Below are 24,756 nucleotides of genomic sequence, written 5' to 3' on the forward strand. Positions count from 1 at the left end.
GGCTTCGGCCGCTCGCCCTGCCGCGTCCAGCACGATCGTCAACGTCTCGTCGATCGGCGGCAAGATCCGTCGTCGTGGACGCCATCCGCCGCGCGATCGAGGCAAGCAAGCCGGAAACGCGCTACGCGGTCGGCCACCTCGCCGAGAAACTCCTCGAGCTCAACAGGACCCTGCCGGATCGCGAGTTCGACCAGCTGGCCATGCGGGCGACGAAGTAGCTCAACCGCTCTGCTGCTTCTGGACGACCTTGCGGCGGCGGGTGCGGACGACGCCGATCCACAGCAGCACCGAAACGACGGCGCCCGGCGCCGCCGTCAGGTACACCGGCCACGCGCGGAAACCCGACACCCACAGCATCGTGACCAGGCCCAGGGTGATCAACGTCCAGATCAGGGCGAGGCTGCCCCCTTTCCGCCTCCAACCGGCGGCGAGGCCGCGCATACTGCCCCTTACTCGGCTCACACCGGTGGATACCCGCTCTTCGCCTGGTCAACCCCGGAAAATCACGCCCGGAGATAGCCGGCGATCATCGCGACGAGCTCGTTCTCGAGCCGGGTGACGTCGATGGAGCCGGGCGCGGCGATGAGCTGGTGCACGGTCAGTTCCACGGTGGACGCCACGAGCCTGGCCGCCGTGTCCTTGTCCTGTACGCGGACTTCGGGGTGGCCGTCGAGGAGTTCCCGCAGGTCACCGATCATCTCCCACTCGAGCCGGGTGACCCGTTCCAGCAGTTCGCCGGAGCGAGGCGCCTGCTCCAGCATGATCTGCAGCAGCCGCGGATCGTCGAGATGGTTGTCGATCACCGTGCGCACGAACTCCCGGACGATGGTCTCGAGTGGTTCCGGCGACCGCTTGTACCGGCGGAGCGTCTCGGTGGCCCGGTCGCCGTCGAGGTGGCGGGTCAGCAACTCGGCAAGGACCGCGTCCTTGTTCGGGTAGTACTGATACAGCGAGCCGATCGAGATCCGGGCCCGTTCGGCGATCCGGTTCGTGGTCCCCGCGGCGTACCCGTACTCGGCGAAAATGTGAGCAGCGGCGGTGAGGATGCGCTGCCTGGTCAGCTCCGCCCGCACCTGGCGCGGCCGTTTACGTGGCTGGATCCGTCGTTCCTCCGACGTCATGGCACTCCCGGTGAAGCGGCGTGAAAGCGAGTAGCGAGCAGGCTGAGTAATTGCTCATAATTGTGCCATGACCAGCAGTGATCTCGTCAACGAGACGCGTCCGCGCCGGCTTTCGCCCGAGCAGGTGCGCGCCCGGCTCGGCGAACCCGAAGCCATGATCAAGGCCAAGGTCCACGACCGCGTCGACCGGCACGGCCGTCGGTTCATCGCCCATTCCCCATTCGTGGCGATGGCGACGGCCGACGCGACGGGCCTGCCCGACTGCTCACCGCGAGGTGACTACCCGGGTTTCGTCAAGGTGCTCGACGAGCGCACCCTCGCGATCCCCGACCGGCCGGGCAACAAGATCGCCGACTCGTTCCGCAATCTCGCCGAGAACGACGGGATCGGGTTGATGTTCGTGGTCCCCGGCGTGCGGGAGGTGTTCCGGGTCAACGGTCGCGCCTATCCCACCGACGAACCGGACGTCCTCGTCAGGATGCGCACCGAAGGCAAACCGGCGGAACTGGCGATCATCGTCGAGGTCGTGGAGACCTTCTTCCACTGCGGCCGCGCGCTGGTCCGGTCCCGGCTCTGGGATCCCGCGAGCCAGGCACTCGCGGACGAGTTGCCGTCCGCCGGCGAGATGGCCGCCGAGCAGATGGGGCTCGACGTCGATCCGGCGGTACTGGAGAACATGCTCGAAACCGCCTATCGGCAGTTGTACTGAGGTGATCTCGTTGATGCAACGGACCGTTCTCGACCGCGTGGAGCCGGTCGCCGAGGGCGCCGTCTCGCTCGTCCTGCGCGGCGCCGAGGGACCGCTGGCGCCCTGGGAGCCGGGCGCGCACGTCGATCTGGCGCTGCCGAACTGGCTGACCCGGCAGTATTCGCTGTGCGGCGACCCTGCCGATCTCGGCGGTTACCGGGTCGCCGTCCGGTACGACCGGCTGAGCCGGGGCGGCTCGGAGTACATCCACCTGTTCCTGCGCGAGGGCCGCACACTCGATGTTTCGTTGCCGCGCAACAACTTCCCGTTGCTGCAAGCGCCGGAATACCTGTTCATCGCAGGTGGGATCGGCGTCACGCCGATGATGCCGATGCTGGCGGCGGCGGGTCCTGCGGCCAGGCTGGTGTACGTGGGCAGGTCGGCGGCCACCATGCCGTTCGCCGCCGAACTGAAGGCAACGTACGGCGATCGGGTGAGTCTCCACTTCACCGCCGAGCAGGGCAGGCCCGATTTCGCCGCGCTGGCGGCCGGGCTCGGTCCGCGAGCGCTGGTCTACTGCTGTGGCCCCGCCTCGATGCTCGACGCGGCCGAAGCGGAGTTCCCCGCGCAGCGGCTGCACCTCGAGCGTTTCCGGCCGGTGGCCAAGGAATTCGCGCCCGACGAACCGTTCGAGGTGCACTGTGTCCGATCAGGACGGACGGTGCCGGTCGCGGCGGAGGAGTCCATGTTGGACGCTTTGCGCCACGCGGGGTACCCGATCCAGTCCGGATGTCGCGAAGGGGTGTGCGGCAGTTGCGAGATCGCCGTCGTCGGCGGCGAGCCGGAGCACCGCGACGACATCGGCGCGCCACCGGGACGCATGTACTGCTGTGTCTCCCGCGCGTCTTCGCGGCTCGAGGTCGACCTCTGATCGGACGTGAAGGAATTTTCCCGAATTGCCGGGGGAACGGGGCGGTGTAACCCTGGTCATACCGAACGACACCACCACCACGAAGTACAGGAGTCGTTATGACCACCACCGAAATGCCCGCTGTCCACGAATGCACGGTCAGTGGCTGCTCGTACAACCACGACGGCTGTCACGCTTTCGCCATCACGGTCGGCGGCGGCAATGGATCGGCCGACTGCGGAACGTTCGTCCCGCTCAACACCAAAGGCGGACTCGATCGAGTGACCGCTCAGGTGGGTGCCTGCTCCCGGACCGACTGCCGTCACAATTCCGCGCTGGAATGCACCGCATCGAGTGTCCGGGTGGGGCCTGGCGAGGGTGACCATGCCGCCAATTGCCTGACCTACGCTCCATAGCCGTACTTGCGCGTGAAGGCCCCCTTCCCTCGGCTCAGCAGAGGGAAGGGGGCCTTCACGCGCAGATCTACTCGATCAGCTTCCGGGCTGGGCGCAGCTCGCGGCGTCGGTGCCGAGTACCGGGTCGGTCACCGGGCGGGCAGCGATCGGAATGGTCTTCTGGGTGGTCAGCGCGCCGTCGCGAAGGGTGTAAACGGTGCGGGTGCCCGAGTAGGTGAGCGGGTCGGCGCCGACGTCGTCGGCTTCGGCGGCGACGGTCTCGAAGGTGCGGCCGCCGCCGTCGAGCGGGGTGCACTGGTAACCCAGGTGGGCGGCGACGCCGCCGCCTTCGGCGACCGACAGCGGCTTGCTGTCGTTGCCGACGACCTGGCGGAGGTTGCGGCCGTCGTAGTGCAGTGCGGTGAAGAAGGTGGTGTTGGCGCCGACGGACTGGGTGACGATCAGTTCGGCGCGGCCGTCGCCGTTGAGGTCGGTGACGCGCGGGGCTTCGAGCGGGACGGAGCTGTCGGCGCCGAGGTGGATCGAGGTGAAGGTGCCGTGCACGGTGGCGGAGACGACCTGGTCGTTCTCGCCGGTGAGCTGGGCGGTGACGGTCTCGATCTCGCCGTCGCCGTCGAGATCGGCGACCGTGGTGACCGGGTCGGTGGATCGCGCGGCCAGTGGGCTGCTCTGCGGGCCTGCCAGCGCGGGGACGACGGCGGCCAGGCTCAGCGCCGCGGCGACGCCGGTGATGGTGGCGGTGCGGATGATGCCGCTGTGGTTCATGATGCTCTCCCTCCGACGCTTCCGGTGAACTCTTCACCGAAAGTGCTCTCATCAAGGGAGACGGTCGCGGATCATGGACGTGCAGTGGGAGTGTGATGTGCCACACGAACACAACCCGGCGGCCCGCCCCCGAGGGAGCGGGCCGCTCGAGTCAGCCGATCTTCCACAACTGGAGCGCGGAGCCCGTGTCGGCCCGTTGCGTGACGGCGGCACCGTCCGAAGTGGACGCTGTCGTCAGCAGCAGGCCGGAGCGGACACTCGCGATCTTGTAGCTTCCGTCGGACTGTTTCGCCGCTGTCCAGCGCTGATTGGCCCCGCCGGTGCACGTCCACTGGACGACGCGCGCGCCCGCGGTGGTGGCACCGCCTTCGACGTCGGCGCACAGGTTCGAATGCGTGTTCGTCAGGGTGTACGAACCGTCGGACTGCCTGGTGAACAGCCATTTCTGGTTGGCACCCTGGTTCGGCGTCCACGTGACCAGCGGGGTGCCCGCGGTCGTCGAAGAGTCCGGGTCGTCGAGGTTCTTGCCGGCCGCGGCCAGCGTATGGACCCCGCCGAGGGTGCCGGCGCCGGCGTCGGTGAACTTCAGCGTCTGTTCGGCCGCGGTCCGGCCGCCACCGACGGCGTTCCCGGTGGTGTCGGTCCACGAGCGCGGTGGGGTGGTCTCCGCCGGACGTGACGTCTTGCCGGACAGGCCGAGCACGAGCCCGCTGTAGCGGTTCACCAGCCGGAACGTTCCCTTGTCCACAGTGGACGGAATGATGAACCACCGCTGCCCGACCGTCGAGGACGAGGTCACCGTGGGTTTCGCGCCCCACGCCCGGCCCGCTTGCACGGCGTCGACGCCGAGGAGCTGTCCGGTGGCGGCGTTGGTGACGAGGTACGAGCCGTCGCCGTCGGAGGAGAATTGCCACGCTTCACGGTCGGATCCGGTCGTGCTCGCGACCGACGTCGTCGCGGTTCCGGTGCCCTGCGCGAGAACCCGGCCGTCGCCGAGGCCGATGCGGTACTTCCGCGAAGTGTCCACAGGAGACGGTGCGGGTGCGGACGACGTGATGGTCTGGGTGGTGTACTCACCGCCCGCGTTGTTCGAACACGCCACCGCGCAGTACGACCGGAACTGCTTGCCGATGATGGTCGAGTTCGTCTTGTTCGCGGCATCGACGAACCAGCGGTACCAGGACTGGTTGGTGTAGCTCCCGGTGTCGCCGATCAGCCGCCATTTCTGCGTCGTCAGATCATCGGTCACGTAGTAGCGCTGGGGGACGACGCTGTCCACGGCTTCCGGTGCGCCGATGTAGAGACCGAGATGCGCGTTGAAGGCGATGTTCATGATGAACAGATCCGATTTACGCGGCAGCTGTCCCGCGGCGATCTGCTGGCTGACGTTGCCGGTGTTGGCGGGGTCGTAGTCGTCCGCGACAGGTGTGTAGCCGGTGTCGCCGGAGGAGGAGACGGGAACCATGTTGCTCTCGCGGCCGCCGACGCCGGGCTGGGTCCAGCCGCCGTTGAACCACTTCTGCCAGGTGCCGGACGCCATCTTGCCCGAGATCGGCGCGCGGGCGACGTGCGCCAGCCCGGTCATCGGGCCGCCGGCGCCCGCCTTCGGCACGATGCGCGAGCCGTAGTAAACGTAGAAGTAGCCGGAAGCGGTGTCGACGAAAAGGCGCGGATCGCCGTCGCCGTAGTCGAACGTCTGATGCGGGAAGGCCGCCGTGTCCCCGCGTTTCGTGCTGTAGGGCGAGGTGATCGCGTGGTCCTTGATGGCCCAGGTCTTCCCCTGGTCCTTCGACACGGCCATGTCGATCGCGTCGTAATGGGAGAACGAATACGCGCCGAACGGCTCGGGCGTGAACTCGTTGTGGATCAGGCCGTACCAGTCGCCGGTGTCCGGATCGACCCAGGTGCCGACGAGATCGCAGAAGTTGCGCTGCGAATAACCCGATCCGGCAGGCGGATCCGTGGATTCCTTGCCGGTCGGGCTGTTGTTGCAGCGCCAGGTCGTGTCGTCGTTGCGGTCGGCGGGATTGGCCGGGTTCACCGCGCCGCTGATGGGATTCTTGGTGAAGCTGTCGAAATCCCGTCCGCTGTAGAAGTCCCATTCGCGCGGCTGGTCCGCGCCGTAGAGCGCGGCCGCCTGCTGGAAGTAGAACGTGCCGTCCTTGTCGACATAACTACTCGCCGGGGTGTCGGTGGTCGGGCTGAACGACTTCTTGGCGTCGACCGTGATGGTGTACGTCGCGTCCGGCGGTGCGGCGTCGGACGACACCGGTACCACCGTGGTCGCCGCCACGGCCAAGGCCGCGGCGCCGAGAAGAGGCAGGGTCCGCATGACTCTCTCCCAAGGGTGACCCGCACCACAGTTGGCGGGGCGGTCGCCGATGTTATGAACGTTCTTGCGCGTAAGTCAACGAGTTCGCTCAACTTCACGCGTCGGTCATGCACTTATTGCGCGGAAAGTCCAAGCGGCGCCGCGCGGAAGTCCAAGCTCAGTCCGTCGGCACCAGCGGCGGGTCGTCGGGAGGGGGAACGCGTGAACTCCAGCCGCCGGGGACGGCCCGGACACGTGACTCGCGGAAGCGGCCGGGGGAGATCCCGACGCGGCGGGTGAAAACCCTGCTGAAGTAGGCGGCGTCCTCGTAGCCGATCGCTTGGGCCACCTCCTGCACCGGCATCCGCGTGGTGGTCAAGAGTTCCTTCGCGCGATTGAGACGAAGAGTCAGCAGGTGGTCCTTCAACCCGGTTTCGGTGCTGCGGCGCACGGCCGTGCGCAGTTCGGGCAGCGTCATGCCGCGGCGGGCCGCGATCTCCGCGACGCTGATCGGCAGCAGCGCGTCGTGCGCCAGCGCCTCCAACAGGGAACCGCCGCTGGGGGTGCCGACGGCGGCGGCCCGGCGCAGCGCGACCAGCAGATGGTGCACCGCCGCGGAGGCGTCGACCTGGGCCAGCGGGCTGCCGCCTCGCGCGCAGCGCACGATCCGGCTCACGATGTCGCGGACGGCCTCGACGTCGCCCAGCGGCACCACCGGGATCTCCGGCGTGACGTAACCGAGTTCCACGTAGGCGTCCACGGCGCTGCCGTCGAAATCGACGAAACACTCTTCCCAGCCGTGCGCGGGATCGGGCGCGTAATGGTGCCCGACGCCGGGAACGAGCCACAGCAGGGCGGGCGCGACGACCTCCTGCCGTTCCCCGCCCGCGACGGCGAACCACCCGCGTCCCTTGGACACCACGACGGCCACGTAATGGTCGAGCACGCGTGGCCCCACGACGGGCAGCGCGCCGTGCTGAAGCCCGACACCGAGGCACACCAAGCCCAGCCGTCGGTGCACGGCGGACGGTGTGAAGTACCGCATCCAGGTCCGGTAACCCATCCCCGCATCCTTGCAGCAAGGTGCCCGCCGAATTCGTAACCCTCGAACGCCATTCTCCCTGATTCCTCAGCCGCCGTGCCGGTACCCGCGCCGTGGGCGGAAGTTCCGGTATACGTGGAAGGGACAGCACCGTCGGGGAGACGGCATGGTGCTTCACACAAGGGGGAAATAAATGTTCGACGAACGTATTGTCGCCGATCAAGTCAGTCCGGTCGCCAAGCCGAAGATCAGAATCCTGTTCTACACGGACCTGGTCGGATTCACCGGTAACGGCGGCTTCTCATTGGGAATCGTCCGCGATCTGCTCTTGGCGAATCAGCCTTTCTTCGCCGAATTCGAGATCGATTTGATCAATCGGCACGAGGGTGGGCACGCCGCCAGGAAACTCACTGCCGAGGTTCTCGGCGGATACGAGCAGGTGTGGTTCTTCGGCATCCTGCAGTCCACTATGCCGGGCGAACCGGAAAACGAACTCGTGGACGCGGAGGTCGCGGCGTTGCGGGCCTGGATGGACGCCGGTGGTGGCGTGCTCATCTCCGGTGACCACTCGAATCCGCGCCCGCCGGGAGCGGATCCGTCACTGCCCGACTACCTGAACCTGGGGCGGGCGCTGGGGCACCGGGTCCCGCGCGCGGGTGAGCTGCGGGTGTGGAACGACCGGCCGGACGCGAGTATCGAATTCAGCCACAACACCCACCAGCCGGATCCGTGGGGCAGCGACATCGACAACCCGATCCCGAACGATCTCGACCCGTACCCGCAGGAACTGATCCTGCGGAAGCGGTTCGGCAGACCGCATCCGTTGTTCCAGGGCAGACGGGGACCGATCACCGTCTTCCCCGACCACATGCACGAGGGGCAGCTGCTCATTCCCGGGCAATTCCCGTCGGACGTGTGGCCGTCGGGGCCCGCCGGCCAGCCGAAGCCCGAGATCGTCGCGCACGGCACCGACAAACGCAACGGGCAGGTCTACGGCGTGTCCAGTGTGTACGACGGTGCGGCCGCCGGGGTCGGGCGAATCGTCGCCGACGCCACTTGGCATCACTATTTCGACCTCAACCTGTGGGGTTTCGAGAAAGGCGGTGAGGTGCTCGACCGCCTCACCGAGTTCTACGTGAACCTCACGCTGTGGTTGACGCCGAAGCCGGTCAAGGTGGAGGTGAACGCGCAGCTGCTGCACTGGCTTTCCCGCAACCTGAGCGTTCGCGCGGTGTTGCCGGAAGGGTTCCGGGTGCCGGGGATCACCGCGGCGGGCCTGGTCCGCGAGGTCGGCGGGCAGGCTGTGCTCGACGATCTCGTCTGGCCGCTGGAAGGAACGCCGGTGGTGCCGCCGGAGCTGTTGCTGGGGGCCGTCGTCAAGGAATCCGTCGCCGCGTTGAGCGGTGGGGACTTCGAGGCGTTCGACACCGTGGGCGTCCTCGAACGGGGTCTGCGCGCCGGGGCCGAAGAGTACGCCGCCGAGCTGCGAGCAGCGCTCGGCGACGTCGAAGGTCTTGGCGAGCTGATTTCGCAGGGGCTCCGCTGACCTAGCTAGCGGATCGTGAAGTACATGAAGGACCCCTTCATTGCGCTTAGCGCCGTGAAGGGGTCCTTCATGTACTCGGGCGACGCGTGATCCCGCACGTCACATACGTGATTGGAGGCGGAACTCGCGTGATCAGAGGCGGAACTCGCGTGATTGGGGGCGGAACTCGGCTGTGAGCGGGTATTGCCGTGTGATGTCCGCCTGGACACGCGTGTCGCGCCTCTGATCACGCGAGTTCCGGGTCAGGCGGGCTGCCGGTAGTACGTGAAGGGGTCCGTCACGCCCTTTGGGTGTGAAACTTGAGGCGCATGTGGCGACCTGGCGGTCCGTGAAGGCCTCCTTGAGGGACCCAGAGTCCCTCAAGGAGGCCTTCACGGACCGGCGATCACGCCCACCGGTCATCGGGCTCGAGCCCGAGCGCGAGGTGGAGCTGGCGCGCCCACCAGCGCACCTGGGCGGCCGAATCGTCCGCCGCGGCTCCGGCGATGCCGGCGCTGCGCCGGAAATCGCTTCCGTACAGGGCCTCCGTGGCCATCGCCTGGTGCAGGGCGGCGACGGCGAGGCGGGTGTCGTCGAGCGGGCTGCCGGGCGGCCGAAGCCGGTGGAGGGCATCGACGACCGGGTCGAGCATTCCGCTGCCCGGGTCGCGCCAGCCCGCCGAATGCAGCGCCACTGCGAGCTCGCCGTAGCCGTTCCGGTACAGCGCGTGGAGGGCTTCGACGAATTCGAGCAGGTCGGCGTCGTGGTCCAGCCAGCTCGCGAGGAGATCGCGAAGTGCGTCGCGAAGGCGGCGGCCGCCGTGGCGGAGGAGTTCGGCGAGCAGCTTTTCGCGGTTGCCGAAGTGGTGGGCGACGCCGGCGTCGGTCATGCCGATCCGTGCGGCCACGGCGCGCATCTGGACGGCGGCGACGCCGGACTCGCTGAGCAGCGAAGCCGCGGCGTCGAGGATCAACCGCCGGGCCTCCTCGGGTGACCGTCGTGCTCGGGGTGTCGTCACGATCGGCATCGTACCTTGATATGCCAAGGTAGCTGCGTTACCTTGAGAGGCCAAGGTAACTGGGGAGGCTGCCATGACTCGGTTCGTGACCACTGAAATCCGTCTTGACCTGGGCGAAGTGACCCTGCGGGGCACGGTGACCGGCACCGGCCCGACGGTCCTGCTGCTCCACGCGGGCGGCGAACGTCGTGCGGTCTGGGGGCCGGTCGCCGCGGTGCTGGCCCGGCGCGGCTTCCGGTCGGTGGCCTTCGACCTGCGAGGTCACGGTGACAGTTCCGGCCAGGCGACCACGCTCCGGGCACTGGCCGGCGACGTGGCCGAGATGGTCCGGAGTCAGCCCGCGCCGATCGTCCTCGTGGGTGCCTCGGTCGGTGGACTGGCCGCCATCGCCGCCCTCGCGGACCCCGCCGTCGCGAAGCGAGCGGGCGGACTCGTGCTCGTGGATGTCGTGCCCGACCTCGAACCGGCCAGGGCGCGTTCGTGGCTCGATTTCCACGGGCTCGCCGACCGCTACACCCGAATCGTGGAGGACGTCCTCGGATCGGGGGCCGCCCTGCTCGCCACGGCCGGGGCCCTGGACATGCCTATCCTGGTGGTGCGCGGCGGGCAGGGATCGCCCCTTGGCGAAGCCGATGTGCGCCGTCTTCGCGCGGCCAACCGGCGGGTCACCGTCGTCCGCGTTCCGGCGGCGGGTCACCTCGTCGCCAGGGACGCTCCGGAGGAGCTCGCGGACCTCGTCTCGGAGTGGCTCTGTGGCATCCGTCACGGGACGGTTTCGGCACCTGTGCCGGGCGGGCAAGATCTGGGATAGAGCGGTCGCGGCGCAGGTGAACGACAAGTCGTGCACTCGGCGCTACCAGTTGGTAACTTATTGTCGGGCCATCGAAAACCCCATAAGAGACCGCCTCATCGCGCTGCCTACAATGTCGGGCATGACCTACAGCGAACCAGCGCGATCAGCTGCCCCCCGCACCGGATCGCTGGCGTCCGCCTCCTCGGCCGTGTTGGCGAGGGGAATCACCATTTATGGATGCGGACAGGACGAGGCCGCCTTGTTCCGGGAGATGGCTCCTCGTTTCGGCATAATGCCGACCATTGTCGAGGAACCGGTATCCGAGGCCAATATCGGGCTGGTCTCCGGAAACAGGTGCATCAGCATCGGTCACAAGACCAAGGTCACGAATTCCATTCTTCTCGCGCTCGGCGAAGCGGGCGTGAAATACATCTCCACGCGGAGCATCGGCTTCAACCACATCGATGTGGAATACGCGGCGAGCGTCGGTATCACCGTCGGCAACGTCGCCTACTCGCCCGACAGCGTCGCCGACTTCACGCTCATGCTGATGCTGATGGCCGTGCGGAACGCCAAGTCCATCGTCCTTCGCACCGAGGTCCACGACTACCGGCTGGACGAGGTGCGCGGGAAAGAGCTGCGCGATCTGACCGTCGGGGTGGTCGGAACCGGGCGGATCGGTGTTGCGGTCCTCGACCGGCTGCGTGGTTTCGGCTGCCGGGTGCTGGCCTACGACACGGTCCTCACCGCGTCGGCCGATTACGTCCCGCTCGACGAATTGCTGGAGCAGAGCGATATCGTGACGCTCCATGTGCCGCTCAACACGGATACCTATCATCTTCTCGACCGGAAGAACATCGGTCGGATGAAGGACGGCGCGTACATCATCAACACCGGACGTGGTCCGCTCATCGAAACCGAAGCCCTCATTTCGGCATTGGAAAGCGGCAAACTGGGCGGCGCGGCGCTGGATGTCCTCGAAGGCGAGGAAGGGATCTTCTACGCCGACTGCCGGAACAAGCCCATAGAGAGCAAGACGTTGCTGCGGTTGGAAAAACTGTCGAACGTGCTCATCAGCCCGCATACCGCCTATTACACGGACCACGCGCTGAGCGACACCATCGAAAACTCCATCATCAATTGTCTCCAATTCGAAAGCGGGAAGTAGCATGGATAGGTTGAAAATCGGAATTCTGTTCGGCGGTCTTTCCGAAGAACATCCTATCTCCATCAAATCTGCGCGCGAGGTCCAGAAGCACCTCGACCTCGAGAAGTACGAGCCGTTCTACATCGGGATCACCCAGAGCGGTGCCTGGATGCTGTGCGACGGCCCCGCCGAGGATTGGGAGAGCGGGAACGTCCGTCCCGCCGTGCTGTCGCCGGACCGCGGTATGCACGGGCTGCTCGTCCTGGACGAGGGCAAGTACGAGACGATCGCCCTCGACGTGGTGCTGCCGGTCCTGCACGGCAAGTTCGGCGAAGACGGTGCGATGCAGGGCCTGCTGGAGATCTCCGGCATCCCCTACGTCGGCTGCGACCTCCCGAGCTCGGTCATGTGCATCGACAAGGCCCTCACCTATTCCGTCGTCCGCGGCGCGGGGATCGCGACGCCGAACTTCTACATCGTCACGCCGGACAACGACGTCGACGCGGATGAGCTGAACTACCCGGTCTTCGTGAAGCCCGCCCGCTCCGGCTCGTCGTTCGGCGTCAGCAAGGTCTCCGCGAAGGAAGAGCTGCCCGCCGCGCTGGCGGAGGCGCGCCAGTACGACGCGAAGGTCCTGATCGAAGAGGCCGTCGTCGGCAGCGAGATCGGCTGCTCGATCCTCGGCAACGACGAGGACCTCTTCGCGGGCGAGGTCGACCGGGTCGCGCTGACCCACGGCTTCTTCAAGATCCACCAGGAGAAGAGCCCCGAGACCGGCTCCGAGAACTCCAGCTTCATCGTTCCCGCGGACATCCCGGACGAGTCGCGTGACCTTGTCCAGGAGACCGCGAAGGTCATCTACCGCGCACTGGGCTGCCGCGGCCTCGCGCGGGTCGACCTGTTCCTCAAGGAGGACGGGAGCGTGGTGCTCAACGAGGTCAACACCCTGCCCGGCCTGACCTCCTACAGCCGCTACCCGCGCATGATGAACGCCGCCGGCCTCTCGCTCGGCGACGTGATCGACCGGCTGGTGAACCTGACGCTGGCGGGCCGTGACGAATGAAGGATGATTTCGTCTTCGTCGACGAGGTCGTCTCCGGGATCCGCTGGGACGCCAAGTACGCCACGTGGGACAACTTCACCGGCAAACCGGTGGACGGCTACCTGGTGAATCGGATCGCCGGCACGCGGGCGTTCTGCGCGGCGATGGAGAAGGCGCGGGACAGGGCCGAGGGGCTCGGCTTCGGTCTGCTCCTTTGGGACGGCTACCGTCCGCAGCGCGCCGTGGACCGGTTCATGCGCTGGGCGGAAGAGCCCGAAGACGGCCGGAAGAAGTCCAGGCACTACCCGAACATCGAGCGGCCCCAGATGTTCGAACAGGGTTACGTGGCCACCAAGTCCGGCCACAGCCGGGGCAGCACGGTGGATCTGACGCTGTACCACCTGGACACCGGTGAGCTCGCCGAGATGGGTGGCGACCACGACCTGATGGACGTCGTCTCGCATCACGGGGCAGCGGGGGTCACGGAAGAAGCGACGAAGAACCGTGAACACCTCCGCGCTGTCATGGAGGGTTCGGGCTTCAACGCGTACGAGTGCGAGTGGTGGCACTACAGCCTGAAGGACGAGCCTTACCCGGACACGTATTTCGATTTTCCCATCGAGTAGCCGGACTCGCGCCGACCGAGGTCATCGACGTGGACAGCGCCCCGGAGGGGGCACGCTGACCGCCCTCCGTCGGCGCGAGCCGGACGATCGCGATGCCGCGGGTGCCCTATGGCGCCCGCGGCATTCTTCTTTCCGCCAGTTCCCTCGCGACTCGGGATCGGCTTCATTCCAGTCCGTATCGGCGTGTGCGTCCGGCACATTCTCGCTCACGTAGCGTGTCTCCTCGCGAGTGCGCGGCGGCGATCATGCGGGAAGCCAGGCTCCGCCATTCGTGTGAACAAGTGACAAAGAACGGGACGCCGCCGACGCGCGCTGTGATCATCCTACGAATAGCGGTGGTCCCGCGAATGGCGTAGCAATTTCCGCGAACAGCCCAGCTATCGGCCCCTTGGCCGGTATGAGCCAGAGTGCCGTAGCCGTGGCAGGTGACCGAGTCAATACCGAGTGCGGACTTCGAATATTGATCTTGCGCGGTGCTCGCACTGCGGAAATCACACTATTCGTCAATTGCACGCCAAGGATTGACCGTGCCATGCTGATCTCGTGCGGACTCACTGGGGCTGGCAGGGTTCGCACTACTGGGGATCGAGGGGGGCGATGTTGACTCGCGACCAAGAGGCTGTCTTGGGTTCCGGTCGGTGACCGCTGATCTAAGCTGGAGCCGAGAACGCTAGATCGGAAATGCGTCCCGAGACCTCGCGCTGCGGCAGGTATCGGCTTTGTCGGGCTGCCCGGGTGCGGCCTCGCCGATCGATGTCGTCGAGCGGATGTCTTGTGGACAGTGCACTGCCACCGGCCATCGGGGAGGCCGTGGCGGCCCGCGTATCCGGGTCCGCCGGTGGTGTTCGAGGGATCCTCACCGTCGAGGGGACCCGCCGTGTCACCGAAGTTGACGCTGGACGGGATCGCGATGTCCAACCATCGATGCTGAGCGGTTGGACGGTGAGGCTCCGTGTCATGTCTGAAAGTTGACGAATAAGAGATTCAATGGGGGCTAGGTGGATCCGACGAGAGTTGACCTATCCGCTCTCCCGGTCGTCGAAATCGAGCTGTCGAGACTGTCTTCCGTGTACTCGCCGAGAACTTCGGGCGAGGATCCGGAGCATGTCGAGATGCTCTTGTCGGCAGAGTGGGAGCTTCCGCCTATTCTTGTTCACCGTTCAACGATGCAGGTGGTCGATGGCCTGCACCGATTGACGGCGGCACGAGTTCGCGGTGATACGAAAATTCTGGCAAAGTTCATTGAGGGGACCGAATCCGACGCCTTCGTCTTGGCCGTGGAAGCGAATATCCGGCATGGTCTGCCGCTTTCGCTCGCGGACCGCAAACGGGCGGCCGTCCGGATCATCGGGACTCATCCGCAATGGTCCGACCGGCGGGTCGCCTCGGTGACAGGCATCTCCGCCGGCACGGTGGCGGACCTGCGCAAACGTGGCGGCGAGGGGGGAAACGACGCCAGGATCGGGCGGGACGGACGTATCCGCCCCGTCGACAGTTCGGAGCGGCGAAGACTCGCGGCCGACCTCATTCGCAATGACCCCGGCCTTTCGCTCAGGCAGGTCGCCAAACAGGTCGGCATCTCCCCGGAGACGGTTCGCGACGTACGGGGCCGGTTGGAGCGCGGTGAGAGCCCGACCCCGGACGGGAGCAGGAAATTGCGGACCAAACCGCATTCACTGAGCCTGACCGAATCCGATCTGGGGCAGTCCCTTGATCGAGAGCGAATCGTCGTGCTGGAGCGGCTCAAGGCCGATCCCGCCCTGCGGCTGAGCGAAGTCGGCCGGATCCTGTTGCGCATGCTCGCCATGCATTCCATCGACGGGCAGGAATGGGAAAGAATCCTGCGCGGTGTCCCGCCGCATCTGTATGGAGTGGTCGCCGGGTTCGCCAGGGACCACGCTCGGGTCTGGGCGGGTTTCGCGGATCACCTGGAGAGCCGGGCGACCGATCTGGCCGCCAGGTGATCGTTCGACGGTGAGCGACTTGCGGTGGGGGCTTTCTCCGTGCGTCAGGCGGAGAAAGCCCCCTTTCGCGACCTTCGGCGAGGCGGGGCGGACCCGGCAAGTCCATAGTGGACAGTCGTCCGCTCGGGCGGTGCCAAGGCCGGTCGCTCGACAGCGCTCGTCGTGCGGCTTAAGAAGTAGTGGTGACCATCGAGAAGGCGCTCGTAGTCGGTACCGGGTTGATCGGCACCTCGGTCGCACTGGCCCTGCGTGACAAGGGCGTGGCGGTTCGCCTCACCGACGTCGACGTGCTCGCCCTCCGGCTGGCTGTGGAGCTCGGAGCCGGTGAGGAGTGGACCGGCGAGAAAGTGGACCTCGCGGTGATCGCCGTGCCGCCGCAGCTCGTGGGGGAGCGGCTGGCGGACCTCCAGAAGCAGCAGGTCGCGCGGGCGTACACCGACGTGGCCAGTGTCAAGGCGGGCCCGATCGCCGACGCGGTGCGGCTCGGCTGCGACCAGACTTCCTATGTGCCGGGACATCCACTCGCCGGCAGGGAGCGATCCGGCCCGGCCGCGGCCCGTGCCGACCTTTTCTCGGGCCGTCCTTGGGCGCTCTGTCCCGGCGGCGAGACGGAAACGGACGCGGTGCGGCTCGTCCGTGACCTGGTGTCGATATGCGGGGCGAAGGCGGTGACCGTGGGCGCGGGCGAACACGACACGGCGGTGGCGCTGGTGTCGCACGCGCCGCACGTGGTGGCCTCGGCGGTGGCGGCGAGCCTGTCCGCCGGTGACGACGTCACGCTGGGCCTGGCGGGGCAGGGGCTGCGCGACGTGACTCGTATCGCCGCCGGGAATCCCCTGCTGTGGCGGATGATCCTCGCCGGGAACGCGGTGCCGGTGGCAGACGTGCTCGAACGGATCGCGGCGGAACTCGTCACGGCGGCTTCGGCGTTGCGGTCCGGTGATCTCGAAGAGCTGACGGAGCTGCTGCGGCGCGGGGTGTGCGGCCACGCCAGGATTCCCGGAACACCGGTTTCGCCGGGGTAGTCCCTTGTGGACGGTGCGGGAACGAGCGGTGATCCCGGTGCCGCGGATGTTCGCCCGCGCCCACTCGTGGACAACGACACGATTCAGCACGATTGAGATCGCCGACTTCGCGTGTGAGAGGGGTGCCTGTATGGACGTAGTGATGCGCTTCGGGGGGGTGAAGAAGAGCGATGACGACCCCGATCCTTGGCAGACCAGGATCCGGCCGGGGACCCTGCGCAGGGTGCTCTCGTACTTCCGGCCGCATATCGGAAAGGTGGCGCTCTTCTTCCTCGTCGCCGCACTGGAGTCGTTGATCATCGTCGCGACCCCCTTGCTGCTGAAGGAACTGGTCGACGGCGGCATTCTCGAGAACGACCTCGGGACCGTGGTCTCGATGGCCGCACTGGCCGCCGGACTCGCCGTGGTGGGCGCGCTGCTGGCACTGGTGTCGGGCTACATTTCCGGGCGGATCGGGCAGGGGGTCACCTACGACCTCCGGGTTCAGGCGATCGACCATGTCCGGCGCTTGCCGATCGCGTTCTTCACCCGTACCCAGACCGGCGTGCTGGTCGGCAGGCTGCACACGGAACTGGTCATGGCGCAGCAGGCGTTCAGTTCCGTGCTGATGGCGGCGACCAGCGCGGTCACGATCGTGCTGGTGCTGGCCTCGATGTTCTACCTTTCGTGGCTCGTCGCCCTCGTCTCGCTGGTGCTGATCCCGGTCTTCCTCGTGCCCTGGGTCTACGGGGGCAGGCTGATCCAGCGGCACACCCGGCGGCTGATGGAGGCGAACTCCTCTCTGGGCGGGCTTCTCCAGGAGCGGTTCAACGTTCAGGGGGCGATGCTCTCCAAGCTCTTCGGCCGTCCGGCGGAGGAGAAGGCCGATTACGAAGCCCGTGCCGGACGGATCCGCGGGATCGGTGTCCGCCTGTCGGTGTACGGCCGGATGGCTTTCGTCATCATGGCGCTGATGGCTTCGCTCGCCACGGCGCTCGTCTACGGGGTCGGCGGTGGGCTCGTGATCGCCGGGGTATTCCAGCTCGGCACGCTGGTCGCCATCGCGACCCTGCTGGGACGGCTGTTCGGGCCGATCACCCAGCTGTCCGGGATGCAGGAGTCCGCGCTGACCGTGGTGGTGGCCTTTTCCCGGGTCTTCGAGCTGCTCGACCTGAAGCCGCTGATCAAGGAAAGCCCCGACGCGGTCGCGCTCGCCAGGAACAGGACACCGGACGTCCGATTCGACGACGTGTCGTTCCGCTATCCCACCGCGGACGAGGTTTCCCTGCCGTCGCTGGAGCACGTGCGGGCCGAACGGGAAAACGGGCAAAGGACGGCGAAGGTCCTGCGCGGCGTCAGCTTCCACGTGCCGGCCGGGACCCTCACCGCGCTCGTCGGCCCTTCCGGGGCGGGAAAGAGCACCCTCACCCACTTGGTGTCCCGGCTGTACGACCCGACTTCCGGGGTCGTGCGCGTCGGTGACCACGACCTGCGGGATCTCACCTTCGATTCGCTCCGTGAAACCGTCGGGGTGGTCAGCCAGGACACTTATCTCTTCCACGACTCCATCCGGGAGAACCTGCTCTACGCTCGCCCCACCGCGACCGAGGACGAGTTGATCGAGGCGTGTGAAGGTGCCCAGATCTGGGACTTGATCAAATCCCTCCCCGGCGGGTTGGACACCATCACCGGCGATCACGGCTATCGCTTGTCGGGTGGGGAGAAGCAACGACTGGCCATCGCCCGCTTGCTGCTGAAGGCGCCCGCGATCGTCGTGCTCGACGAAGCGACCGCTCATCTGGACTCCGAGTCGGAGGCCGCTGTCCAACGGGCACTGAAGACCGCTCTGCGCGACCGTACCTCGCTGGTGATCGCCCACCGGCTCTCCACGATCCGTGAGGCCGATCAGATCCTGGTGATCGACGGCGGGCTGGTCCGGGAGCGCGGGACACACGAGGAATTGCTGGCCGAGGGCGGTCTTTACGCGGAGCTGTATCACACGCAGTTCGCCAGGCCGGACCGGAACGGAGCCCGGCCGGAAAGTGACGGGGCCGGGTTCGACGACGAGCCCGAGCCGGTGCGGCACGCGGTTCGTGGGGGATGACGATGAGTTCCGCAGCGCAGGCCGCACTGACCGTGCCGGCTCTCTTCGCCAGGCAGGTGGACCGGGCACCCGGCGCGGTGGCCGTTGCCGACGGGGAGCGGATCCTCACCTACCGGGAACTCGACGACCTCGCGAGCAAGCTGGCCGCGCGGTTGACCGGCCGGGGCGCCGGCCTCGGCGGACGGGTCGCGGTCATGCTGGACCGCTCGGCGGATCTGCTGGTGGCGCTGCTCGCCGTCTGGAAGGCGGGCGCGGCGTACGTCCCGGTGGACGCTTCGTATCCCGCGCCGCGCGTGGCGTTCATGGTGGCGGATTCGGGCGCGTCGCTGATGCTGTGCTCGGCCGCGACGCGCGATCGCGTTCCGGAAGGGGCTGAATCGCTCGTCGTCACGGATGAAGCGGACAGCACAGTCGGCGCCCCGGTCATCCCGGCGCGCCCGGTAGACCTGGCGTACGTGATGTACACGTCCGGTTCGACGGGCACTCCGAAGGGTGTCGCGGTCCCGCATTCCAGCGTCGCGGAACTGGTGGGGAACCCCGGCTGGGGGATGGAACCCGACGACGCGGTGCTCATGCACGCGCCGCATTCCTTCGACGCGTCCCTGTGCGAGATCTGGGTGCCGCTGGTGTCCGGTGCCCGGGTGGTGATCGCCGAGCCGGGACCCGTGGACGCGCGACGGCTGCGGGAGGCGGTCGCGGGCGGGGTGACGCGGGCGCATCTGACCGCGGGCAGTTTCCGTGCGGTGGCGGAGGAAGCACCCGAGTCGTTCGCGGGTCTGCGTGAGATCCTGACCGGCGGGGACCTGGTGCCCGCGCACGCGGTGGAGCGCGTCCGGATGGCCGCGCCCGGTGCCCGGATCCGGCATCTGTACGGGCCGACGGAAACGACGTTGTGCGCCACGTGGCACGTGCTCGAACCGCACGACGAGCCGGTTTCGGTGCTGCCGATCGGCCGTCCGCTGCCCGGCCGCGAGGCCTGGGTGCTCGACGGAACGCTGCGGCCGGTGGCGCCGGACGTGGTCGGCGACCTCTACCTTTCCGGTGCCGGTCTGGCCGACGGTTACCTCGACCGGCCGGGGCTGACGGCGGAGCGATTCGTGGCGGATCCGTTCGCGCAGGGCAAGAGGATGTATCGGACCGGCGACCTGGCGAAGTGGACACCGGACGGTGAGCTGCTCTTCGCGGGCCGCGTCGACGACCAGGTGAAGATCCGCGGGTTCCGCATCGAACCCGGCGAGGTCGAAGCGGCGATGACCGCGCAGCCGGACGTCCACGAGGCCGTCGTGGTGCCGATCGACGGCCGCCTGATCGGTTACGTGGTGGCGGACGTGGAACCGGCTCTCGTTCGCGAACGGCTCGCGGCGGTGCTGCCGGAATACCTGGTCCCGGCCGTGGTGATGACGGTCGACGCGCTGCCGCTGACCGGCAACGGCAAGGTGGACCGGGCGGCGTTGCCCGCACCAGGCTTCACCGCGAAGGCCGACGGGCGCGAGCCCGCCACCGAGGCGGAGCGTGTCCTTTGTGGACTGTTCGCCGAGGTGCTCGGCACCGAGCGGGCCGGGGTCGACGACGGCTTCTTCGAGCTGGGCGGGGACTCGATCCTCGCGGTGCGCGTGGCGGCCCGTGCGGCCAAAGCCGGCCTGCTGGTGACGCCGGCCCAGATCTTCGGGGAGCAGACCCCCGCGCGGCTGGCCGCCGTGGCGAGCGCCGTCCAAGCCGAGAAGCCCGCGGACGGCCCCCTGATCGAGCTGACCCCGGAAGACGAGGCGGAACTGGCGGCCGCGGTCCCGGACGCGGTGGAGGTCTGGCCGCTGGCGCCGCTCCAGGCGGGACTGCTCTTCCAGACGACCCTCGACGACCAGGGTCCCGACATCTATCAGACCCAGTGGATCGTGGAGCTGACCGGTCCGCTGGACGTGGCCAGGTTGCGATCGGTGTGGGAGGCGGTCTTCGCCCGGCACGCCGAGCTTCGGCTCACCTTCCACCGGCTCGCGTCGGGCAAGGCGGTGCAGGCCGTCGCCGGACGCGTCGAGCTGCCGTGGCGCGAGGTCGATCTGACCGGTACGAGCGATATCGACGACACTGAAGAGGCCATCAAGGCGCTGTCCGCGGCGGAACAGCGGGACAGGTTCGATCTCGCCAAGGCGCCGTTGTTCCGGCTCGTGCTGATCCGGGTCGGTGAGGACCGGCACCGGCTGCTGGTCGTCAATCACCACATCCTGACCGACGGCTGGTCGGTGGCGGTGATCCTCAACGAGGTGTCGGAGGCGTACACCGCCGATGGCCGGTTCCCGGACCGGACGGCCGCCTCGTATCGCGACTATCTGGCTTGGTTGGACAGGCAGGACAAGGACTCGGCTCGCGCGGCGTGGCAGGCCGAACTGTCCGACATCGACGTGCCGGCGCTGGTCGCCAAGTCGGACACCGCGGCGGAATACGACTACCGCGTCACCCATCTTTCTCGGGAGCTCTATACCCGGCTGACCGATTTCGCTCGTGACCACGGGTTGACGCTGAACACGGTGGTGCAGGGCGCGTGGGCGCTGGTGCTGGCGCGGCTCGCGCGGCGGACCGACGTGGTGTTCGGCACCACGGTCGCCTGCCGTCCCGCCGAACTCCCCGGCGTCGAGTCGATGCCGGGGCTCATGATGAACACGATCCCGGTGCGGGTCTCGCTGGACGGCGGGGAAACGGTCGTGGACATGCTCGCCGCGCTCCAGCGCCGTCAGGTGGCTTTGATGCCGCATCAGCATCTGGGGCTGACGGAGATCCAGAAGACGGCCGGACCCGGCGCGATGTTCGACACGCTGCTGGTGTTCGAGAACTATCCGCGGGACTTCGCCGACCAGTTCACGTATCTGGGCACGGTCGAGGGGACGCACTACCCGGTGACCGTCGGTGTCATCCCGGGGGAGCGGTTCCGGATCCAGCTCGCCTACTGGCGCGGGCAGATCGACGAAGCCGTCGCCGACGGGATGCTGGATTGGTTCGTCGGTGCCCTCGGCGCGGTCGTCGAGGATCCGTCCGCTCTCGTCGGGCGGACCGATCTGGGCGAGATCCCGTTGCCGCGCTGGGAACCCGCGTTGCTCGACGGCGAGCCGTTGCCGTCGCTGATCGGGCGGATGGCGGCCGAACGGCCGGACGCCGTGGCGGTCTCCGACGGCGAGGGCGACCTGACCTACGCGGAACTGTGGGAGCGGGCGACGAAGTTCGGCGCCGTCCTGCGGGCGGCCGGGGTCGAGCGGGAGCGCCGGGTCGGGCTGGTGGCCGGACGGTCCGCGTGGTGGCTGATCGGGATGCTGGGCGTGTCACTGGCGGGCGGCGTCTTCGTCCCGGTGGACCCCGCGTATCCGGCCGAGCGCGTGAAGCTGATCTTCGGCAGCGCGGATCCGATGCTGGTGGTGTGCCAGGGAAAGACACGCGGAGCGGTGCCGGAGGAGTTCGCGGACCGGGTCGTCGTGCTCGACGAACTGGACCTGGCGGACGCTCCGAGCGCGGTCCTGCCGCACGTCGGCATGCGCGACGCGGCGTACGTGATCTACACGTCGGGATCGACGGGAACGCCGAAGGGCGTCATCGTCACCTACTCGGGCCTGGGCAACCTGGCGATGGCGCATATCGAACGCCTCGCCGTGACACCGTCGTCCCGCGTCCTGCAGTTCGCGGCGCTCGGCTTCGACACCATCGTCTCCGAGGTGATGATGGCGTTGCTTTCGGGAGCGACGCTGGTGATGCCGCCGGACGAGGATCTGCCGCCGCAGGCTTCGCTGAGCGACACGCTGGAACGGTGGGACGTCACGCATGTGAAGGCCCCGCCGTCCGTGCTGGCCACCGTCGACGTGTTCCCGGACGGGGTCGAAACGGTGACCGCGGCGGGTGAACTCTGCCCGCCGGGCCTGGTGGACCGGCTGTCGGCCGACCGCCGGATGCTCAACGCCTACGGGCCCACCGAGACCACGATCTGCGCGACCGTGAGCATGCCGCTCGCGCCGCACGGAGAGGTGATCCCGTTCGGCGGGCCGATCGCCGGTGTCCGCGGCTATCTGCTGGACGCGTTCCTGCGCCCGCTGCCGCACGGGGTCGTCGGTGAGCTGTACCTGGCCGGGATCGGGGTGGCACGGGGCTATCTCGGGCGCGCGGCACTGACGTCCGAGCGTTTCGTCGCCGATCCGTTCGTCGCCGGTGAGCGCATGTACCGGACGGGTGATCTGGCGTACTGGACGGAGCAGGGTGAGCTGGTGTCCGCCGGCCGGGCCGACGACCAGGTCAAGATCCGCGGGTTCCGCGTCGAGCCGCGTGAGATCGAGTTCGCGCTGTCCAACCATCCTCAGGTCACCCAGGCCACGGTGACCGTCCGCGAGGGGCGGTTGGTCGCCTACGTGTCGCCGGGTGACGTCGATCCGGAGGAGCTCCGGAAGGGTCTCGCGGAGCGGATGCCCGCGTACATGGTGCCCGCGGCCGTGATGGCGCTGGATGTCCTGCCGTTGACGCCGCACGGCAAGATCGACCGGAAAGCGTTGCCCGAGCCGGACTTCTCTTCGAAGACGGCCGGCAGGGAGCCCGCCACCGACGCCGAGCGGATCCTGTGCGAGGTGTTCGCCGAGGTCCTCGGATTGGCGCGGGTCGGGGTCGAGGACAGTTTCTTCGAGCTGGGCGGGGATTCGATTTCGTCGATGCAGGTCGCTTCCCGCGCGCGCCGCGACGGTCTGTCGCTGACCCCGCGGCAGGTGTTCGAGCACCGGACGCCCGAACGTCTCGCGCAGCTCGTGGCGCTGGTTCCCCAGCGGGATCCGGGCAGGTCCACCGATGGCATCGGTGACGTGGCATTGACGCCGGTGATGCGGCTGTTCGGCGACGGTGTCGCGGCTCCGCGCTTCGCGCAGTGGATGGTGCTGGGCGCCCCCGCGGACCTGACGGAAGAGACGCTGAGCGCAGGCCTGGCGGCGGTGCTGGACACGCACGACATGCTGCGGGCACGGGTTGCCGTCGGACGGCTGGTGGTCGCCGAGCGCGGCTCGGCCGGGACCTTCACCCGCGTGAAGGTCGAAGGCGGTTCGCTGGACGAAGCCGCCGGCGAAGCGGCGCGGGAAGCCGTCGGACGGCTGGATCCGGCCGCAGGCGTGGTCGTCCAAGTTGTGTGGTTGGACGCCGGACCGGACCGGGTGGGCCGGTTGGTCGTGGCGGCGCACCACCTCGTCGTCGACGGGGTTTCGTGGCGAGTCCTGGCATCCGACCTGCGAGCGGCGTGCGAAGCGGTGGCGGCGGGACGGGAACCGGAACTCGAGCCGGTCGGCGTGTCGTTCCGCCGGTGGGCGGGCCTGCTGGAGGAGTGGGCGGTCTCCGCCGAACGGGTCGCGGAACTGCCTGCGTGGCAAGCGATCCTCGGCCAAGGGGAACAGACTGAGCGGACCCCGGCGGGGAAGGTGCGGTCGCGGTCGTGGGTGGTGCCTTCGGCCGAAACGTCGGTCCTGGTCGGGCGGGCCCCGGTGGTGTTCCACTGCGGGGTGCACGAGGTCCTGCTCGCCGGGCTCGCGGGAGCGGTGGCCCGATGGGACGGACGCGACACGGTACTGGTGGACGTCGAAGGCCATGGTCGTCATCCAGTCGAGGGCATGGACCTGTCCAGGACGGTCGGCTGGTTCACCAGTACGCATCCCGTGCTCCTCGACGTCTCCGGGATCGACCTCGCCGGTGTGGTGGCCGGTGCTTCGCCGGCCGGGACGTTGTTGAAGGTGGTCAAGGAACAGTCGCGCGCGGTGCCCGGTGACGGGCTCGGCTACGGCTTGCTGCGCCATCTCAACGGCGAGACCGAGCCGGTCCTGGCGGCGCTGCCGTCGGCGCGGATCGGGTTCAACTACCTCGGCCGGTTCGTCGCCGGTGACGAGAGCGACGTGCGGGCTTGGCGGCAGACGGGGGAAATCGGCGGCTCGATGGACGCGAACACGCCGGTGCCGCACGGCCTGGACGTCAACGCGATCGTCCAGGATCTGCCGGACGGGCCGGAACTGATCCTCATGCTCGAATGGTCGGACGAGTCGTTCGACGAAGCCGCGATCGAACGACTCGTCCGCGAATTGCTGGATGTGTTGTCCGGACTGGCTTCCCAGGCGGAAGACCCCGCGGCTGGCGGGCACACCGCATCCGATTTCGGTCTCCTCGAATTGGACCAGGACGAGATCGAGAGCTTCGAAGCACTAGCAGCGGAACTCAGCGAAGGCCGGGCATCGTGAATACTTCGACCACCACTTCCGGATCGGCCCCTTCTGGATCGGCACTGGCG

19 protein-coding genes are annotated in these 24,756 nt (G+C 67.8%); 13 read left to right on the top strand and 6 right to left on the bottom strand.

Annotated elements, in window-relative coordinates; all coding sequences use genetic code 11:
- The first annotated feature begins 74 nt into the window (after window positions 1-74).
- Window positions 75-218 (top strand): hypothetical protein, encoded by a 144-nt coding sequence (locus DL990_RS26915; RefSeq protein WP_233620580.1) that lies wholly within the window; start codon window positions 75-77, stop codon window positions 216-218.
- A gap of 1 nt (window position 219) precedes the next feature.
- Here the strand turns inward: DL990_RS26915 and DL990_RS26920 are convergent, their stop codons facing one another.
- Together DL990_RS26920 and DL990_RS26925 are read right to left on the bottom strand one after the other, a co-directional pair.
- On the bottom strand, window positions 220-441 hold the full coding sequence (locus DL990_RS26920; RefSeq protein WP_125789817.1) for a hypothetical protein: 222 nt from the start codon (window positions 439-441) through the stop codon (window positions 220-222).
- Window positions 442-503: 62 nt separating this feature from the next.
- The gene (locus tag DL990_RS26925; RefSeq protein WP_125800310.1) at window positions 504-1,121 is read right to left on the bottom strand and encodes a TetR/AcrR family transcriptional regulator; all 618 of its coding nucleotides are present in this window, start codon (window positions 1,119-1,121) and stop codon (window positions 504-506) included.
- A gap of 67 nt (window positions 1,122-1,188) precedes the next feature.
- On the opposite strand from DL990_RS26925, the gene DL990_RS26930 reads away from it, so the two are divergent.
- From DL990_RS26930 to DL990_RS26940, 3 genes are all read left to right on the top strand, one after another.
- Complete coding sequence (locus DL990_RS26930) at window positions 1,189-1,830, top strand: MSMEG_1061 family FMN-dependent PPOX-type flavoprotein (RefSeq protein WP_125800311.1); 642 nt, start codon at window positions 1,189-1,191, stop codon at window positions 1,828-1,830.
- 13 nt (window positions 1,831-1,843) lie between these two features.
- Window positions 1,844-2,740: a PDR/VanB family oxidoreductase gene (locus tag DL990_RS26935; RefSeq protein ID WP_125800312.1), complete on the top strand. Its 897-nt coding sequence runs from the start codon at window positions 1,844-1,846 to the stop codon at window positions 2,738-2,740.
- 98 nt (window positions 2,741-2,838) lie between these two features.
- Window positions 2,839-3,135, top strand: a complete 297-nt coding sequence (locus tag DL990_RS26940) for a DUF1540 domain-containing protein (RefSeq protein ID WP_037310991.1) — start codon at window positions 2,839-2,841, stop codon at window positions 3,133-3,135.
- Between the two features lie 75 nt (window positions 3,136-3,210).
- On the opposite strand, the gene DL990_RS26945 is transcribed toward DL990_RS26940, so the two are convergent.
- The 3 genes from DL990_RS26945 to DL990_RS26955 all read right to left on the bottom strand — a co-directional run bounded on the left by DL990_RS26945 (window position 3,211) and on the right by DL990_RS26955 (window position 7,274).
- Window positions 3,211-3,900, bottom strand: coding sequence for a VCBS repeat-containing protein (locus DL990_RS26945; protein WP_125800313.1), 690 nt, complete (start codon window positions 3,898-3,900; stop codon window positions 3,211-3,213).
- A gap of 151 nt (window positions 3,901-4,051) precedes the next feature.
- Complete coding sequence (locus DL990_RS26950) at window positions 4,052-6,232, bottom strand: RICIN domain-containing protein (protein ID WP_125800314.1); 2,181 nt, start codon at window positions 6,230-6,232, stop codon at window positions 4,052-4,054.
- Between the two features lie 157 nt (window positions 6,233-6,389).
- On the bottom strand, window positions 6,390-7,274 hold the full coding sequence (locus tag DL990_RS26955) for an AraC family transcriptional regulator (RefSeq protein ID WP_125789823.1): 885 nt from the start codon (window positions 7,272-7,274) through the stop codon (window positions 6,390-6,392).
- A 172-nt stretch (window positions 7,275-7,446) separates the two neighbouring features.
- On the opposite strand from DL990_RS26955, the gene DL990_RS26960 reads away from it, so the two are divergent.
- Window positions 7,447-8,799, top strand: a complete 1,353-nt coding sequence (locus tag DL990_RS26960; protein ID WP_125800315.1) for a hypothetical protein — start codon at window positions 7,447-7,449, stop codon at window positions 8,797-8,799.
- A gap of 385 nt (window positions 8,800-9,184) precedes the next feature.
- On the opposite strand, the gene DL990_RS26965 is transcribed toward DL990_RS26960, so the two are convergent.
- The gene (locus tag DL990_RS26965; RefSeq protein ID WP_233620581.1) at window positions 9,185-9,796 is read right to left on the bottom strand and encodes a TetR/AcrR family transcriptional regulator; all 612 of its coding nucleotides are present in this window, start codon (window positions 9,794-9,796) and stop codon (window positions 9,185-9,187) included.
- A gap of 73 nt (window positions 9,797-9,869) precedes the next feature.
- On the opposite strand from DL990_RS26965, the gene DL990_RS26970 reads away from it, so the two are divergent.
- The 8 genes from DL990_RS26970 (at window position 9,870) to DL990_RS27005 (ending at window position 24,706) form a co-directional block, all read left to right on the top strand.
- Window positions 9,870-10,607, top strand: a complete 738-nt coding sequence (locus DL990_RS26970) for an alpha/beta fold hydrolase (RefSeq protein ID WP_174151981.1) — start codon at window positions 9,870-9,872, stop codon at window positions 10,605-10,607.
- A 121-nt stretch (window positions 10,608-10,728) separates the two neighbouring features.
- Window positions 10,729-11,757, top strand: coding sequence for a VanH-AOV family D-lactate dehydrogenase (vanH, locus tag DL990_RS26975; protein ID WP_125789826.1), 1,029 nt, complete (start codon window positions 10,729-10,731; stop codon window positions 11,755-11,757).
- Window position 11,758: 1 nt separating this feature from the next.
- Window positions 11,759-12,799 (top strand): D-alanine--(R)-lactate ligase VanA-Ao2, encoded by a 1,041-nt coding sequence (gene vanA-Ao2 / locus DL990_RS26980; protein WP_125789827.1) that lies wholly within the window; start codon window positions 11,759-11,761, stop codon window positions 12,797-12,799.
- Entirely contained in the window at window positions 12,796-13,404 is a 609-nt protein-coding gene (gene vanX / locus DL990_RS26985) for a D-Ala-D-Ala dipeptidase VanX (RefSeq protein ID WP_125800317.1), read from the top strand. The genes vanA-Ao2 and vanX overlap by 4 nt, the downstream gene beginning before the upstream one ends.
- Window positions 13,405-14,471: 1,067 nt before the next feature.
- Window positions 14,472-15,368, top strand: a complete 897-nt coding sequence (locus tag DL990_RS26990; RefSeq protein WP_233620582.1) for a helix-turn-helix domain-containing protein — start codon at window positions 14,472-14,474, stop codon at window positions 15,366-15,368.
- A 182-nt stretch (window positions 15,369-15,550) separates the two neighbouring features.
- On the top strand, window positions 15,551-16,393 hold the full coding sequence (locus tag DL990_RS26995) for a prephenate dehydrogenase (RefSeq protein ID WP_125789830.1): 843 nt from the start codon (window positions 15,551-15,553) through the stop codon (window positions 16,391-16,393).
- 130 nt (window positions 16,394-16,523) lie between these two features.
- Window positions 16,524-18,476 (top strand): ABC transporter ATP-binding protein, encoded by a 1,953-nt coding sequence (locus DL990_RS27000; RefSeq protein ID WP_125800318.1) that lies wholly within the window; start codon window positions 16,524-16,526, stop codon window positions 18,474-18,476.
- Window positions 18,477-18,478: 2 nt separating this feature from the next.
- A complete protein-coding gene (locus DL990_RS27005) occupies window positions 18,479-24,706 on the top strand; it encodes a non-ribosomal peptide synthetase (RefSeq protein WP_158632654.1) in 6,228 nt (2,075 codons plus the stop codon).
- Window positions 24,707-24,756: the final 50 nt, after the last annotated feature.

The sequence above is a fragment of the Amycolatopsis sp. WAC 01416 genome (genome assembly GCF_003947485.1).
Lineage (GTDB): Bacteria > Actinomycetota > Actinomycetes > Mycobacteriales > Pseudonocardiaceae > Amycolatopsis.